At 38.9% G+C, this 16,605-nt stretch carries 14 protein-coding genes; 7 read left to right on the forward strand and 7 right to left on the reverse strand.

The features are described from left to right. Nucleotides 1-49: 49 nt before the first annotated feature. A complete protein-coding gene (locus tag QUE03_RS04470; RefSeq protein ID WP_286265539.1) occupies nt 50-1,603 on the forward strand; it encodes a right-handed parallel beta-helix repeat-containing protein in 1,554 nt (517 codons plus the stop codon). A gap of 94 nt (nt 1,604-1,697) precedes the next feature. On the opposite strand, the gene QUE03_RS04475 is transcribed toward QUE03_RS04470, so the two are convergent. Continuing rightward, on the reverse strand, nt 1,698-2,969 hold the full coding sequence (locus QUE03_RS04475) for a right-handed parallel beta-helix repeat-containing protein (protein WP_286265541.1): 1,272 nt from the start codon (nt 2,967-2,969) through the stop codon (nt 1,698-1,700). 61 nt (nt 2,970-3,030) lie between these two features. Beyond that, a complete protein-coding gene (locus QUE03_RS04480) occupies nt 3,031-5,910 on the reverse strand; it encodes a putative Ig domain-containing protein (RefSeq protein ID WP_286265543.1) in 2,880 nt (959 codons plus the stop codon). A gap of 241 nt (nt 5,911-6,151) precedes the next feature. Between QUE03_RS04480 and QUE03_RS04485 the strand changes: the two genes are divergently transcribed. Then, nucleotides 6,152-7,744 (forward strand): beta-N-acetylhexosaminidase, encoded by a 1,593-nt coding sequence (locus QUE03_RS04485; RefSeq protein WP_286265545.1) that lies wholly within the window; start codon nt 6,152-6,154, stop codon nt 7,742-7,744. On the opposite strand, the gene QUE03_RS04490 is transcribed toward QUE03_RS04485, so the two are convergent. After that, complete coding sequence (locus QUE03_RS04490; RefSeq protein WP_286265547.1) at nt 7,734-8,036, reverse strand: DUF6170 family protein; 303 nt, start codon at nt 8,034-8,036, stop codon at nt 7,734-7,736. The genes QUE03_RS04485 and QUE03_RS04490 overlap by 11 nt on opposite strands. Before the next feature lie 198 nt (nt 8,037-8,234). On the opposite strand from QUE03_RS04490, the gene ribH reads away from it, so the two are divergent. Genes ribH through QUE03_RS04510 form a run of 4 tightly spaced genes read left to right on the forward strand, consistent with a single transcriptional unit; the run spans nt 8,235 to nt 10,600 of the window. Then, complete coding sequence (gene ribH, locus QUE03_RS04495; RefSeq protein ID WP_286265549.1) at nt 8,235-8,699, forward strand: 6,7-dimethyl-8-ribityllumazine synthase; 465 nt, start codon at nt 8,235-8,237, stop codon at nt 8,697-8,699. Between the two features lie 14 nt (nt 8,700-8,713). Beyond that, nucleotides 8,714-9,130, forward strand: a complete 417-nt coding sequence (nusB, locus tag QUE03_RS04500; RefSeq protein ID WP_286265551.1) for a transcription antitermination factor NusB — start codon at nt 8,714-8,716, stop codon at nt 9,128-9,130. Nucleotides 9,131-9,147: 17 nt separating this feature from the next. Next, complete coding sequence (gene thiL, locus QUE03_RS04505) at nt 9,148-10,119, forward strand: thiamine-phosphate kinase (RefSeq protein ID WP_286265553.1); 972 nt, start codon at nt 9,148-9,150, stop codon at nt 10,117-10,119. A gap of 13 nt (nt 10,120-10,132) precedes the next feature. Continuing rightward, nucleotides 10,133-10,600 (forward strand): phosphatidylglycerophosphatase A family protein, encoded by a 468-nt coding sequence (locus tag QUE03_RS04510; protein WP_286265556.1) that lies wholly within the window; start codon nt 10,133-10,135, stop codon nt 10,598-10,600. A gap of 69 nt (nt 10,601-10,669) precedes the next feature. On the opposite strand, the gene serA is transcribed toward QUE03_RS04510, so the two are convergent. The 4 genes from serA to QUE03_RS04530 all read right to left on the reverse strand — a co-directional run bounded on the left by serA (nt 10,670) and on the right by QUE03_RS04530 (nt 14,948). Continuing rightward, a complete protein-coding gene (gene serA / locus QUE03_RS04515) occupies nt 10,670-11,899 on the reverse strand; it encodes a phosphoglycerate dehydrogenase (RefSeq protein ID WP_286265558.1) in 1,230 nt (409 codons plus the stop codon). Between the two features lie 103 nt (nt 11,900-12,002). Next, nucleotides 12,003-12,662 carry a ribose-5-phosphate isomerase RpiA gene (gene rpiA / locus QUE03_RS04520; protein ID WP_286265560.1) on the reverse strand — a complete coding sequence of 220 codons (660 nt, stop codon included), beginning with the start codon at nt 12,660-12,662 and terminating at the stop codon, nt 12,003-12,005. 84 nt (nt 12,663-12,746) lie between these two features. Then, the gene (locus tag QUE03_RS04525; RefSeq protein ID WP_286265562.1) at nt 12,747-13,370 is read right to left on the reverse strand and encodes a 5-formyltetrahydrofolate cyclo-ligase; all 624 of its coding nucleotides are present in this window, start codon (nt 13,368-13,370) and stop codon (nt 12,747-12,749) included. A 93-nt stretch (nt 13,371-13,463) separates the two neighbouring features. Then, nucleotides 13,464-14,948, reverse strand: a complete 1,485-nt coding sequence (locus QUE03_RS04530; RefSeq protein WP_286265564.1) for a peptide MFS transporter — start codon at nt 14,946-14,948, stop codon at nt 13,464-13,466. Between the two features lie 315 nt (nt 14,949-15,263). Here QUE03_RS04530 and QUE03_RS04535 point away from each other — a divergent pair, with 315 nt between their 5' ends. Further along, nucleotides 15,264-16,604 carry a UDP-glucose dehydrogenase family protein gene (locus QUE03_RS04535; RefSeq protein ID WP_286265566.1) on the forward strand — a complete coding sequence of 447 codons (1,341 nt, stop codon included), beginning with the start codon at nt 15,264-15,266 and terminating at the stop codon, nt 16,602-16,604. Nucleotide 16,605 lies beyond the last annotated feature (1 nt).

Raw genomic sequence — 16,605 nt, forward strand, 5'->3', positions numbered from 1 at the left:
TAAATACATGCCATATAACACTGGGAATAACTAATTAGGAGAGCACTACGTGCGAAAAATTTTACCATTTATCATGCTGATATCACCTTCAACTTTTGCATTAGACTTCAATCAATATTGTTCATATACACAAGCCGAACAAGATTGCTCTGCTGAGTTTGTTCAAGCAATGTACGATGCACAAGAGCTAGGCGAAAGCATTACTTTTGAAGCTGGCGAAATTTTCAATATCGAACGAGTCGATACTAAAGGTTATGGGTTAAGTGATATTAAGTTAGTCGGCATTGCTAAAGGTGATCAAAAACCACGCATAGTTAGTGACAAATTTCATTTATTTGATGTTAGCAATTTATATATAAATAACATCAGCTTTAGCGGTCTTCATAATGAAATAGGCGATACTCATCAAGGTACGTCTGTTGTTATCTTGGGTACAAAAGACGAACAACAAAAAGCAGAGAATATTACTGTTAGTAATAGTTATTTTGAAAACTCAGCAGAAGATTTGTTAGCCGTTTGGAACAGCCGAAATGTTGTCATTAATAATAACGTTTTTAAACGAACAGGGTTAGCGATGAGGACTCAATCAAGCGATGGTGATCCTGATGATTTGAGGCCAGCGGGTAGCGGTATGCTGTTTTTTAACGTTGATGATGCGGAAGTGAGCTACAACGAATATTACGAAATCAAGAAAACGGCAATGTACTTCCACGCAGAAACCATCATTAATAAGAATGTGAATGTGCATAATAATTACATCGATATGGAGAATTTTGAAAAGCCAACTCAGCGGTATGGCTTGTTAGGTGGTGCAGGTATTTATATTGGCAACTCTCCTAACTTTAGTAATTTTAGAGTGCAAGAAAACCGTGTTTTGAATTTTAAAGGGAATGCTGTTCGAGTAAATGGCTCTGATATGTTAGTTAAAAATAACTACATAAACCATAGAGGTGAATGTCATACTAAGGATACATCTGTAGTCCAGGGAGCTGGCATAGCCGTTAAAGCGCATTATCTTAAAAATTCAGTCATAGTCGGGAATTGCTTCCAAAATTCTGGTGCAGGTATTTCATTAGAAAGTTGGTCAGATATTTCGAAAGTGACCATTCAAGATAATGTTATCTATGAAGCGGAAAATGCTATTTTTGTTACTTATAGAGGCTCAGCACAATATTCTAATTTGCTAATTGATCGAAATAGAATATTTGGCACGACTAATTACGGAATTGCGTTCTTTTCTAAAACGCCAAGTGCTGGTAATCGAGTAACAGGAAATACATTGGTAACAAGCCAACAAAAGTTTGGTGGCCCACTAATAGCAATTAAAGATCAAGAAAAATTCTATTTTAACAATAATTTCGTGCAAGGCCAGGCGGTGTCGCGTAACTGGAGTCATTTAGTTTTGACAAATGTCAGTAACTCAACATTTATTCGTAGCGAGTTTAGAAGCCCTACAGGCGATGATGGAAGCTATGGCGGTATCTTTATACGTGACAGTAAATCTCAAAATAACCGTTTTGACAGGATTACTTTTACTAAGTTAGATCCTGGTTACAAAGACGACGGTCAATCGAATAGTTTTACAAATTTAACTTATCAGTAGACAATATTATTGTCTCTATTAAAAAAGAGGCTATAAGCCTCTTTTTTTATTTGTCTGATTCTTTAGGTATGGTTAAAACGATAAGTTACACAGATTAAACGTCTCTCTTTGTTTTACACAAGAAATTCCAAAGACAAAGTAAAATAAGTAAACTAGATGCGCCACCGGAAGACTCAGATTCACCATCTCCATTACCGACTACATTATCTGAAATATCAATATTTGATGAAGTACCGCCCTCTTGATCATCAACCCAAAAATCTACCTTAGCGCCAAAGATGTGATTGTTTTTGACAATTATATTCATAATGTTGTCCCAGCTTTCTAAAACAATTCCTGCATGGGTATTTTGAATACAGTTATTGGTAATCTCTGCATTAATAAGATAGTGTGCCTTGATTGCCATGCCGACTAAGGGTTGTGAAACACTGTTGTCAGTTTCTCCACATTTACCTGAAAAATTAAATGAATTGTTGAATACCTTAATATTTGAGCCGTTTATCCTCATGCCATTCATGGTGTAATTAATAATTCTATTATTATAGATTTCTACGTCTTTAGTGTTTATTGAGTTGGCGAGGTAAATTCCTGCGCCGCCTTTAAGGCCATACCTTTGGGTCGGCTTTTCATCGCTTAACAAATCAATATAGTTGTCATGTATTTTAATGTTTTCATCGAGAACATCTTCACCATCGAGAAAAACACCGACTTTTTTAATTTGATAAAATTCATTAAAGCTAACATTTAAGTCAGTTACGTTGTGAAATAGTAGCCCACTTCCTCTCGGCCTTAAATCATTTGGATCTCCAACACTTGAAACCGTGCGCATTGCCAGTCCTGAACGGCTAAATTTACTGTTAGTTATAGTGACATTTTGCGTATTCCAAAGTACCAATAAATCTTCTGCGGCATTCTCAAATTCAACGTTGTCCACGGTTATATTGTTTTTTTTATTTAGGCGTTCTCTTGTCCCTAGCAACATTAATGTATTGCCTTGCTCGGTATCATTCTCACCATTGTGAATACCATTGACCTTAATGTTTTTCACCAATAAATCATCAATATCAAAAAGGTATAAACCATCTGTGAGAATAACCGGCTTATTTTCACCTTCACCAATAATGGAAACACCGTTAAGGTTGAGCCCTTCAGTATTAATATTATCAAAATGGTATTGACTGCCTTCGGATAAAATAATTGCTTCTTGAGTGTTAGCTGCATCTAGCATGGCATCTAAAAAAGCGGTAGAACAATCTTGTTGTGCTTCGTTATATTGACAATATTCGTCAAACTCTAAAGCATGTACGCGGCCAGTAATAAACACTATTACCAACAAAAATATGACTATTAATAATTTATTGTGCATTGAGCAAAACCTTATTCTATTTGCTGTCAGTCGTTAGGATAAGATAGAAGTTCTAATTTTATCATCGCGATTTATTCAGTGCCGTACTTTGTTTATGCATTAAGTGTTTCCGTTTTATCATACAGCTAGCAAGAAGCAGCAAAAGAATTATATTCAAACTCCCCCCGCTACTATTGCTTGTTTCTTCCTTAATAGGAGGCATTTCAATAGGAGGCGTCTCTGGCTTAGCGGTTACGGTTATTTCGAAAGGTGTTAGATAGCTAGTATAAGCGCCATTGTTCACTGATAGTTGTATCTCTTTATATTCACCGATATCAGCAGTAGCTGGCATTCCGCTGAGCTCTCCAGTAACGGTATCAAACGTTGCCCAGCTTGGTTTATTTTCAATAGTAAATGAAAGGATTGCATTCTCATATTCAAGCACGGTAGGTTTAAAGTTATACTGATCACCGACTTGAATATCGTTTGTACTGTCGCCCTTAATTTCAGCTGCTGCGCCAGAAATTTTTGCTATGAGTAATTCGCTTCCGATTTGAATATTTTCTTTTTCAAGTGCACTTGCGCAGATTAAATAATTTTCATCTTTGATCATTGGTGTACAACTTTTGATTTCTGGTATTAGAGATGCTTGTAATGAGTCATCAATTTCAATGACTCCTTCAGAGGAATGAATATAAAGTTTGTCAGATGTAACATAGGCTGAATGTAATTGCTCATAAGGTATGGGTAATTCAATTGGCACCAAGTCATTTGCTTCAGCGTGATATTGCCATAATGTGTAAGTATAGATTGGGCTATTGTCCTCTGGTGAGTAATCTACGCCACGAGATAATAAGGTGATCTTGTCACTAAATAAGGCCTCGCTAGCATTTAATGGTAACCAAGAGGTATGGTTTTCTGACTCGAACTCAGAATCGGTTATCGAGACTTTTTCTAGCACTTTTGTCTGAGGATCATATGACCAAAACTCCAGTCCATATTTTGTCGAAGTAAAATACAGCTTATCTTGGAATATCATTAAATCGTGTAGTCGCGCTACCGGCGGGGTTGGTGATGGAGTTGATATAATCGTGTGTAGCTCACCCGTAGATATTCTATATTCGTATAAAGCCAGCGCTGTTTGTTCATCTTCGAGTGCAATGTAAAGGGTGTCGTCATGGTAAATAACATTAGTAACTCCTGAATAACCAGATAGCTCAAATGTTAGATCTAATTTTGTCAGTTGAAGCGTTTCTAAGTCAAATAGGTAGAAGTTTGACGTGTTGTTGTCATCGCCATTTGCTTTACTGGTACTAAATGTTATGACCTTATCTACTTGCGTTAAAGTATTAATTTTTAAATAATGCTCTTTAAGCTCCGCTATCTCTTTAACTTCATTGTTCTCTGTGCTATCTAAGCTAAATTGTTGAACAACAACGTTACTCACGCCATCAGAATATTTAGCTCCTATTCCGTATAGAAAGTCATTAAATTGGAAAAGTTTACGGTGGTAGCCGTAAATAGAGAACTCAATGGCGTGCAATGATCTTACTTCACCACTAAAAAAATCATATTGCCAAAGGTAGTCCTCGTTGTCTTCTGTCGCTAGAAAATAAAGATTATCTTTGTTGCTGATAAAGTTTGATGGGAATGAACTTGCATTGCTTTTTGCTATGTCTTTGACTAGTTCTATGTTACTTTCTGTGTTGATACGAAAAAGTTCTTGGTCATATCCTCCATATGCGCCTTCATGTTCTCGTTCGATGATATCTCCTCTAAAATACAGCTCATTTTGATAAATGGCTAATGTGCCTTTACCTTGAGTCATATAAGCGCTTAACGCCACTCGTTCAGTAATTTCGGTTTGTGGATCATATACCCATAATTCTTTGTCTGATGAGTAGCCGGATGCAAAATAAATCCAAAAATAAAGCTTATTATTAAAAATGGTGAATTGGTGAGGAAAAGAGGAGCCTATGCCTACTTCCCAATCATAATGACGAGAGGTAAAGTCAAATACTAGCTTGACTTGCTTTGTTTGTGGGTTGTAGGTGTATAACTCTACGCCTACATCGAGGTTTTTACCTGAGAAATACAGTAAGCCGTTAAATTCTTTATAGTTTCTAACTTCTATATTATCAGTCAACTTGATTGCGGTAAAATCGTTTGTGTTTAATTGATAAAGCTGGTCTTCAAAATTATAAAGGAGTTTATTCTGGAATGGGATGAGCTTTATTGGGACAGCAGAATTTCTATAACCATATCCGGAATAAGTAAGCTGCGCTTTAACGGTAAATACATTGCTCAATTGTGCTTGGTTGTTAAGTCGCCAAACCTCAAAGTTACTATCATCGACTACGACAGAAATATATAACGCACCATTAAAAGTGAGTAGTTGTGCAACACGAAGTGCTAGTACCTTTTCAATAATATTTTTGTCAGGATCAAAAACCCATAATGCTGAAGTGCTATTTTCCATGTAATTGCGATTGGTTGTAGCAAAATATAACTTCCCTTGGAATTCTTGTGGCTCATTCACATCGGTATACGGGTCATCATGAGTCATTAGCTTAGTGTGTTTATCGTCGGCAAGGTTGTAACTCCACAGACTCCCTTGTTCGCTATAAAACAGGAGGTTACCTATCGCGCTTAACGTGAATCGGTTGCTTCCGGAGTGGTCATCAATTGCTTTAATAAAGGACACTGTGTCAGTTTCTTTTTGATAAGACACTAAAGCTCTTTGATAATATTTGCCGTCAAATGTACCGGTGGCTAAAAAATAGAGTTTATCTTGAAGTACGGTAAAACCGTCGGGATAGCTGTCATTTCTATGGTTTGATTCAGCCTTATTGAGGTCTAACTTTTCAATCGATATTTCAGATGCTGATGTTAATAACGAAAATAAAGATAAAACCCCAATGAGGACTAGTTGGAAAATTCTGATAGCGTAATTCCTTTTCAATAACTTTTATTCTTCCAATAACATCAGCATCATATCTCAATTCGTTGAAAGTTAAAGCGATATTGCAGACTTCTTTGTTTCATTGCAGCTTTTAGGTTTATGGACGGATGCTATTTTGAATTAACAATAAATAATGATAACTTAGCCACCCATCGTGCATCTCTAGTTGCTGTAGGAATGCAAAAACAAACACTGTTAGGCTTCGGTTGTTATATAGAAGTGCCTAAGTTGGAGTAACAAAGTGAATAAGTTGATTTGCACATTATTGGTTTTGACCTGCCTGATCGGTTGCAATAGCGATGATAGCGCGAATACCGCATTTATTATTCCTCAACCAACTAATGTAGAGCTAACATCGGGTACATATCTAATTAAGAATGATGTGAAAATAGTGCTAGAAAGCGGTGATGAACAGACTCTAGTTATTGCTGATCAATTAAGTGACTTTATCAAGGCGCAGCTTGCAGTCAACATCTACATAAATGAAGAGCCGCCAGGAGATGATTATTCTTCTATCGTACTCAGGAAAGAAAGCTCAGGTAATGTTACCGAACCTGAAGCTTATACTCTTGCTATAAACAACGAGGAAATTAGTATAACGGCCAATGAAAATCACGGTTTGTTTAATGGCATTCAATCATTAAAACAGCTTATTTTTACTCAGCAGAAAGATAATGAAATTCCTCAGTTGGTTGTGACTGATCAACCTACATTTAGCTACCGAGGTATGATGCTGGATGTTAGCCGACATTTTTTCTCCGTGGAAGAAGTTAAACGCTTTATAGATCTAATGGCGTTGTACAAGCTAAATAAGTTCCATTGGCATTTAACGGATGATCAGGGGTGGCGAATTGAAATAAAGCAATATCCTTTACTAACTGATATTGGCTCATATCGTTTTGAGAGTATGTTAGAAAAAAACTATGAACCTTATATCGGCGACGGTATACCCCATAGTGGCTTTTATACACAGGAACAAATAAAAGAGGTTGTCGCTTATGCTGCTGAACGGTTTGTTGAGGTAATTCCTGAAATAGAAATGCCAGGCCATGCAATGGCTGCTTTAGCGGCTTACCCTGAACTAGGGTGTTTTGATATCAATTACCAGGTATCAACTTCTTGGTGGGAATCTTTTGGGGTTATGTGCCCGAAAGAAAGTACCTTTGAGATAGTTGAACATATCCTCGATGAAGTGATTATATTATTCCCAAGTAAATATGTCCATATAGGCGGGGATGAAGTTGCTATCAATACTTGGCAGCAAAGCAATCTTGCTCAGCAGGTTATACAAGAGCATAACCTAAAAGATGAACATGCCTTACAAGGCTATTTTTTTGACAGAGTGAGTCAATACTTGGTGACTAAAGGTAAGCAAGCTATAGGTTGGGACGAAGTGTTGGAAAAAAATATTCAATCACAGCCTACCGTAATGATATGGCGCGATTTGGACTTACTCGCTAAAGCGCAAGAGCAGAATACCTCGGTTATATTAACCCCTGGCCTTTATACTTATTTTGATTATTATCAGGGAAACAGTGAAACAGAGCCATTAGCTCAATGTTGCTTTTTACCTGTGGAAGAAGTGTACAAAATGCCTGTGGATTATTCAGCCGATTACAATGTTGATATTTTAGGTGGGCAAGGGCAGCTTTGGTCAGCTTTTATAAAAACAGAGTCCCGACTTCAGTATATGGCTTTACCTAGAATGCCGGCTCTTGCTGAAGTCCTTTGGAGCACTCAGTCACAGAAAGACTTTGCTCATTTCAAAGATAAAATGAAGGCTCACGAAGTTTATTTATCAAACAAGGAAATAAATTATAGAGTTATTCAATAGATTTCGAGAATTGCTTTAAAGCCTGCTTAATATGAGCCTTACAAAAGCTCAATGAAGCCGGCTTCATTACAAGCAAGTATGCTACTAAAGAAATTATCACTGTCAAAACCAACATGCCCCAATCCTGTCTTGCCAAATAAATAAAAGGTGGGATTAACAAGCCAAGTTTGATTAAGTTAAGCATTAGCTTTTGTGGTACTGTGAGCTTCTGCATCGCAAGAGCGAGAATCTCTTGTCGTTCTTTGATGCTGTAATCTTTCAGTTCTTCAATTTGATTAGATGAAAAAATCATATCCAATTCTACGTAACCCTATTATTAGGCACAGTGTACCTAAAGCTTTGCTTGCAATCATCTATAATTACCAAATTGATTATGTTGCTTTATCTGTAAGCTTAATTCTTGCTGTGTATATTTTTAACAACAAACAAGTACCTAAAAAGCCGTTTTTTTGTTAGAATCGCGACAATTTTTTTCTATAGGTAAAATTCAATGAACGTAATTGAAGGTAATTTTGAAGCAAAGGGCAAGAAGTTTGCTATCGTTGTTTCTCGTTTTAATGATTTTGTTGTTAACGCTTTATTAGAAGGCGCGATTGATACGTTAAAGCGTCACGGTAATGTCAATGATGAAGATATCACTGTTGTTAAAGTACCTGGTGCGTATGAATTACCATTAGCGGCACAGCGTGTTGCAGCTAAAAATGAATTTGATGCCATTATTGCGTTAGGTGCGGTTATCCGTGGGGGTACACCTCATTTCGATTTTGTTGCTGGCGAGTGTAATAAAGGCTTAGCACAAGTTTCATTATCAGCATCTATTCCGGTATCTTTTGGTGTTATTACCACTGACTCTATTGAGCAAGCGATTGAACGTGCAGGCACTAAGATGGGTAACAAAGGTGGTGAAGCAGCGTTAGGTGCTTTAGAGATGGTTAACGTGTTAGAACAAATTTAAGCTAAGGATTCACAGTGAAACCTACTCCTAGACGTAAAGCGAGAGAATTAGCGGTTCAAGCCGTGTATTCTTGGCAGCTTAGTCAAAATGATATCGCCGATGTTGAAGCGCACTTTTTAACAGATAACGCTAAACGTCGTTTTGATATTGAATATTTCCAACAATTGTTACGTGGTGTTGCTGCAAAGCTTTCAACACTGGACGGTGTGATTGCGCCGCACGTTGATCGTCCACTAGACGATGTTGACCCTGTTGAAAAAGCCATTCTTCGTACGGCAATTTATGAACTGAGCGATTGCCAAGAAGTGCCGTATCGTGTGGTGATTAATGAAGCAATTGAACTTGCAAAATCGTTTGCGGCTGATGACAGCCATAAATTTGTGAACGGTGTGCTTGATAAAGCGGTCAAAGATTTACGGCCTAACGAATAAGTAGCGTTGTAATAACTATGAAAGAATTTGACATGATCAAGCGTTATTTTGCTGAGCAAATTGTTCAACGAAAAGACGTATTATTAGGTATAGGTGACGATTGTGCCATTGTTAAGCCTGATGAAAGACAAAATTTAGCGATCACTACAGACACTTTAGTTGCTGGCGTGCATTTTCCTGTGGAAACAGCACCTCGCGCTATTGGACATAAAGTGATTGCAGTGAGTTTATCAGATCTGGCTGCAATGGGGGCTGAGCCTAATTGGCTATCTCTTGCTATAACTTTACCTAACGCGGATGAAGCTTGGTTAACTGAGTTTTGTGCTGGCGTATTTGAATTATGTGAATACTTCAATGTTCAGTTAATTGGTGGTGATACCACACAAGGGCCGCTTAGTGTTACTGTGACGGCTCAAGGTACGACGCCTTTGGGGAAACATATTTCTCGCTCGGGCGCTAAGTCAGGTGATTGGGTTTATCTAACCGGTGAAGTGGGCGATGCAGGCTTGGCGTTGCAGCACTTGAAAGGCAAACTTAAGGTTGAAGACGTATTTGTTGAACAAATAATGTCAAAACTTAATTACCCTAAACCCAGAGTATTAGCTGGGCAGGCATTACGTGAATATGCCAGCGCTGCGATTGATATTTCTGACGGCGTGATTGCTGATTTAACCCACATCTGTAAAGCGTCCAATGTCGGCGCTAATATTGTTTTAGACTCCTTACCTTTATCTAAAGTAATGTTAAGTACTCTAGAGCAAACTGATGCCGCTAAACTTGCATTGTCATCTGGTGACGATTACGAGCTTCTGTTCACCGTCTCAGAAGATAATAAAGTGGGCATGGAAACGGCGCTCAATAATCTAGGTGTGCCTATTCGCTGTATTGGGCAAATAAACCCTAACGAAGCTATTACAACGACCATGGACAGCAAGCCTATCGCATTAGAGATTAACGGGTATGAACATTTTTCTCATGCTCAATCATAAAGGTGAACTCTAAGTGAAGCCTCATTTTTCTCTAACTGATCCCGTTCAGTTTTTGGCATTAGGTTTTGGTAGTGGCTTAGCACCTAAAGCGCCCGGCACATTTGGCACTTTGGCTGCTATACCTGTTTATTTATTGATGACGGGCCTATCGCCATTCGTATACTTATTATTGACGCTAGTCATGGCTGTAGTTGGTATATACATCTGTGGATATTGCGCTAAAGCTGTAAATGAGCACGATCATCCTGCCATTGTATGGGATGAAATTGTAGGTTTTCTTATTACCATGTATTTGGTGCCTGTATCTGTGTTAAACATTGTTTTAGGCTTTGCTTTGTTCCGCTTTTTTGACATCGTCAAACCTTGGCCCATCTCATATTTAGACCGCTATGTAAAAGGTGGTTTTGGTATCATGATTGATGATGTTATTGCCGGTATTATGGCGTTAGCTTGTTTACAGTTACTGCTTTATTTTTTGTAGTCTAAAAAGTTCTAAATACTAAAAAGCCGAGATTGTCTCGGCTTTTTTATGTTTCACACTTTAATAGACTTAATGAAGAATACGAGCGCGAATAGTACCTTCAATTTGCTTTAACTCTTTTAATGCCATTTCACTGTTTTCTGTTTCTACATCAATTACAACATATCCAATTTTATCGTCGGTTTGAAGATATTGCGCTGCAATATTGATTTCGTGTTGGGCAAACGCGTTGTTAATAGCCGTTAACATTCCTGGTTGGTTGTGGTGAATGTGCAATAATCGAGACGTGCCAGTGTGTCCAGGAAGCGATACTTCAGGAAAGTTTACGGCTGATAATGTTGAGCCATTATCCGAGTATTTAGCCAGTTTACTAGCAACTTCCAATCCGATATTTTCTTGAGCTTCTTGAGTACTACCACCAATGTGCGGCGTTAAAATGACATTATCAAAGGCGCGTAATGGCGAGATAAATTCCTCGTCATTTCCTTTTGGCTCTACAGGGAATACGTCGATTGCAGCTCCCGCCACGGTTTTATTCTCAAGTGCTTCAGCTAAAGCATCGATGTCAACAACGGTACCACGAGAAGCGTTGATGAAGATGGCTCCTTTCTTAATCACTTCAAACTCAGCAACGCCCATCATATTTTGAGTTTGTGCTGTTTCTGGTACATGAAGGCTGATCACGTCGGACTCTTTTAACAGCGCTGTAAGTGAAGGGGCCTGACTGGCATTTCCCAATGGCAATTTAGTTTCAATGTCATAGAAGCGAACTTTCATTCCTACATTTTCCGCCATGATGCCCAGTTGAGTGCCAATGTGCCCGTAACCAATAATTCCCAAAGTTTTACCGCGAGCTTCAACAGAGCCTACGGCTGACTTTTGCCAAATGCCACGATGAGCCAATGCGCTTTTTTCGGGAATACCACGAAGTAAAAGTAGAATTTCACCTAACACGAGTTCTGCTACAGAGCGGGTATTAGAAAACGGAGCATTAAATACAGGAATGCCTCTCTTTTGAGCAGCAGGTAATTCCACTTGGTTTGTACCGATACAAAAACAACCAATAGCAACTAGTTTGTTCGCATGACTTAACACTTTATCGTTTAATTGCGTGCGAGAACGTATACCGATGAAGTGCACATCCTTGATCTTTTCAATTAATTCAGCTTCTGAAAGGGATGTTTTAATATATTCAATATTTGAATAGCCTTTGGATTTTAGTTCTTCTAGCGAGCTTTGGTGAAGCCCTTCCAGTAAAAGGATTTTAATTTTTTCTTTGGCTAACGAGTTTTGGTTCATAGTAATTTTCAGTCGCGTCTGTTTGGATGGCTAGATATCTAAAATATCATATAGTGCTATAACTCTAAAGTGCTAATTTTGCTTTTTTTGGATATTTTTTCAGCTATATGCTCACTTCTTTTACACCGCTAGTTGTGCCTAGTAATAACCTGTTGGCCGCGCGATTAGCGAATAAACCATTGGTGACAACACCGACTATTGCGTTTATTTTTGTTTCCAATTCAGTTGGGTTGATAATTTTTAAATTATAAACGTCGAGGATCACGTTGCCGTTGTCAGTGATTACACCTTGTCTATAAACGGGGTCGCCGCCCAGTTTAACCAATTCTCTTGCTACGTAACTACGCGCCATAGGAATGACTTCAACTGGTAGTGGAAACTCACCTAATACGCCAACTAACTTTGATTCATCAGCAATACAAATAAATTCTTTAGCAACGGCCGCTACAATTTTTTCACGGGTTAACGCTGCACCACCGCCTTTGATCATATGCATGTGTTCATTAATTTCATCTGCGCCGTCTACGTAGACATCTAATACATCAACACTATTTAAATCAAATACTTCGATACCGTATGATTTAAGTTTTTCTGTTGATTGCTCTGAGCTTGAAACTGCGCCGCGAATTTTATCTTTGATGGTGGCAAGTGCATCAATAAAATGATTTACGGTAGAACCCGTACCGACACCGACAATACTATCGTCTGCTACAAATTCGATAGCTTTATAGCCTACTGCTTTTTTTAGTTCATCTTGGGTCATAACAATCTCGTTTGGTTAATTCAATGTTGCTGGCTTTAAATTGTGACGAGATTATAACGTGTCAGCCTAGTTGCGCACAGTAAATTAACAAATGATCCGTTGTGTTGGTGTGATTATTTCGGGAATGGGGATGTCCCATGATTCGGTAGGGACTTTAGCGATTTGTTGGCAATCATGGGCTAGGCCAATCAAATAGGGAGTAGTTTGCTTGCTTGCTGATTGGCTTGGTGTGTCAAAGGTGTCGTAGATTGGCGCTAATGTACGATCATAAAAGCCTCCTCCCATACCTAAGCGGGCCCCTGTATGGTCGAAAGCCACCAACGGCGTACATATTATGTCGAGCTCTTTAATTGGAATAAGCTCTGCTTTATTCAGCCTTGGCTCTAAGATGCCAAACTTGTTAGCGACCATTTTTTGGTCGGAACGATACAGTGTGAATAATAAATGATTAGCACTAAAAGGATGTAATATTGGCAGGTATACGCGTTTACCTTGTTGCCAACACCATTTTACAATCGGAGAAAGGTCTAGCTCACCGTCGTTAGCCAAATACAATGCAACGGTGTTCGCTATAGCGAATCTTGGGTGCTCAGTGAGTTGCTTAAGAAGTTGCCCACTTGCCAAATGTTGAAATTCACGATCAAGTGCATTTCTTTTTGTTCTAATCAGTTTACGAAGCTGTTGACGAGAAAGTAGACGATCGTTCATTGCTCTGTTCTTTTGTTATTATTCAATATATTGATATCAATGGTAAAAAAAAAGCTAGCGTCAAAGCTAGCTTTTTTTATTCAAAGTGCTCGATTAAGTGTGCTTTTCAGGCATACCTTCGTGAGTACCCACAACAGACATTTCTTCTTCTAGTTTGTTGTCTAAATCTTGTGGCTTGTTATCTTCTGCGCCGTGCATCCAGTCTACCAACTTGCCGCTGACTAACCAAAGAATGATACCTGCTACGAACGCCATGATGGCAACACCCATAAAGGCAGCAAATGGACCTACATCACCAACCATTTGCCCCACTGCAGCAGCTGCATAGTTACCTACACCAGAGAAGAAGAACCACATACCCATCAATAGTGAAGTGTATTTAAGCGGTGCCAATTTAGTGACTAGTGAAAGGCCAATAGGAGATAAGCATAATTCACCCATGGTATGGAACATATAGGCTAAAACTAACCAAATGATACTAGCTTTTGCTGTCTCGCTGTCACCAATTTGAAGTGCAGCCATTACCATAGAAATAAAACCAAGACCTAAGAAGAACATACCTAAAGCGAATTTTTTAGGAGAGTTTGGCTCTGCTTCACCCATCTTAAGCCAAATAGCAGCAAACATAGGAGCAAACAATATAACGAAGATAGGGTTAACTGACTGTAGCCAAGAAGCAGGGATCTCGAAGCCTAATACGACAAGGTCTGTTTTTTGTTTAGCAAATAGGTTCATTGAGCCAGCGGCTTGTTCGAAACCTAACCAGAAGATTATCGTGAAGAATGACATGATTAAAATAACTTTTACACGATCACGTTCTTCAGAAGTTAAAGGAGCATTTGAAGCACCTTCTGCTTCACGGCCTTTCTTAGCAGCTGGTTCAACACCAACGTTACCAAGGTATTTTTTAGACATTGCTAATTGTAAAATCACGCCCAAAATCATACCAATACCGGCAACTAAGAAGCCATATTGATAGTTGATTTTTTCGCCAATTGTACCAACCACGAAATAACCTAAGATAGAGCCTAAGTTGATACCCATGTAGAAAATAGTGAATGCCGCATCACGACGTTTGTCACCTTCTTCATATAAATCACCAACCATGGTAGAAATATTCGGTTTGAAGAAACCGTTACCCATGATCAAAAGGAATAAACCTAAGTATAAAAATTCAATTTCCATGCCTGGAATTAAGTGGTGAGGAGTACCTAGTGAAAATTGGCCACACGCCATTAACACACCACCAATAATTATAGCCTTACGCTGACCCCAGTGGTTATCAGCCATCCAACCACCAAGAACTGGTGTTACGTATACCCAAAACGCATAAATTCCCAAAATACCAAGGGCGTTTTTGTTTAATGCTTTGGCTAACTGGTCTTGTGCATCAGCTGCAGTAGGATCTATGCCGAAGTAGGCCATATCCCAGCCAAAGTTTGCGGCAAATGCCACCAAATATAATACAAAGATACCGCGCATACCGTAGTAGCTCATGCGCTCCCACATTTCGGTACCAAATAATAGGAAGAGTCCTTTCGGGTGACCAAGCATGGTTCCCGTATTAGGCTTATTCATATAATTATCCTTTCCAGATTTAATTTCGTGATTTTATTACAGCCCGTGTTATACCTTTGCTAGAGCGTAAAGGCAAGTGCATTAGGTTGATCTAAATAAAATATAAGATGAAAACTTTCACTGAGTAAATAATCTAATTCTGTGGTGGTGCTCGTTCTGATAACAAATATTAAAAGCGCGTAATCTTTGGCGTAAATTTGTAACCTAGCTCTATTTGTTTCTCGTTTTATTCGTTATTATTTGCGTAAATAAAATGTAGCACTAACAATGTTATTATTTGTCTTAGCTATGCACTTCACAGCGAGTAGGAAGTAAATGAAAGTAACAGTTTTTGGTATTGGGTACGTTGGCTTGGTGCAGGCCGCCATTTTAGCTTCTGTGGGGCATGACGTTGTCTGTGTCGATGTTGATGAAAAAAAGGTCGCGGATTTAGAAAAAGGCATCATCCCGATCTATGAACCTGGGTTAACGCCGATTGTTGAAGAAACATATAAAAATGGCTTGTTAAGCTTTACTACAGACGCTAGGTTTGGCGTTGAACATGGTGAAATTCAGTTTATCGCTGTGGGTACGCCACCGGATGAAGACGGCTCAGCAGATTTAAAATATGTGTTAGCGGTGGCAGAAACTATCGCATCTCACATGACCTCTCCCAAAATCATTATCGATAAGTCAACCGTGCCCGTTGGCACAGCCGATAAAGTTTCTGCGAAGGTTGCAGAGGTGCTTGGCAGTCGTAATCTCAATATTTCTTACGATGTCGTTTCCAACCCTGAGTTTCTAAAAGAAGGGGCAGCCGTCAACGACTGTATGAAACCTGATCGAATCGTTGTTGGTACGTTAAACGAACATTCTCGAGAAATCATGCGTGAACTTTATGCGCCATTTAATCGCAATCATGATCGGATGATTTTTATGGATGTGCGCTCAGCTGAACTCACTAAATATGCCGCAAACTGCATGCTCGCAACAAAAATTTCATTCATGAATGAAATTGCCAATCTTGCTGAGTTATTGGGTGCTGACATAGAGGCCGTGCGTCACGGTATTGGCTCTGATTCACGTATCGGCTATCAATTTATTTATCCAGGTTGTGGCTATGGTGGATCGTGCTTTCCAAAAGATGTGCAAGCATTAGTAAAAACAGCACAAAGTATTAATTATCAACCTGCCTTGCTGGCTGCCGTTGAAAGCGTCAATTATAGTCAAAAGCAGAAATTATTTTTTCATATCAACAATCACTTTAATGGCGAACTGAAAGGTAAAACCATTGCCGTTTGGGGATTGTCATTTAAACCACAAACCGATGATATGCGTGAAGCGTCTTCTCGCGTGTTAATGGAAGCTTTATGGCAGGCAGGCGCAAAAGTACAAGCCTATGATCCAGAAGCAATGGAAGAGTGTCAGAGGATTTATGGAAATAGAGATGATTTGTCTTTAGTCGGCACAAAAGAATCAGCTTTAAATGGCGCTGATGCATTAGTTATTTGCACAGAATGGAGCCAATTTAGAGCGCCAGACTTTGAACTAATAGAAAAGTCCCTCTCTCATCCAGTAATTGTTGATGGACGCAATTTGTATGATCCAGGCCTGCTTAAGAGTAGGGGCTTTTCGTACTACGCCATTGGCCGTGGCGACAGTGTAAAATCTTTTTAAT

The sequence above is a fragment of the Thalassotalea atypica genome (assembly GCF_030295975.1).
GTDB lineage: Bacteria > Pseudomonadota > Gammaproteobacteria > Enterobacterales > Alteromonadaceae > Thalassotalea_F > Thalassotalea_F atypica.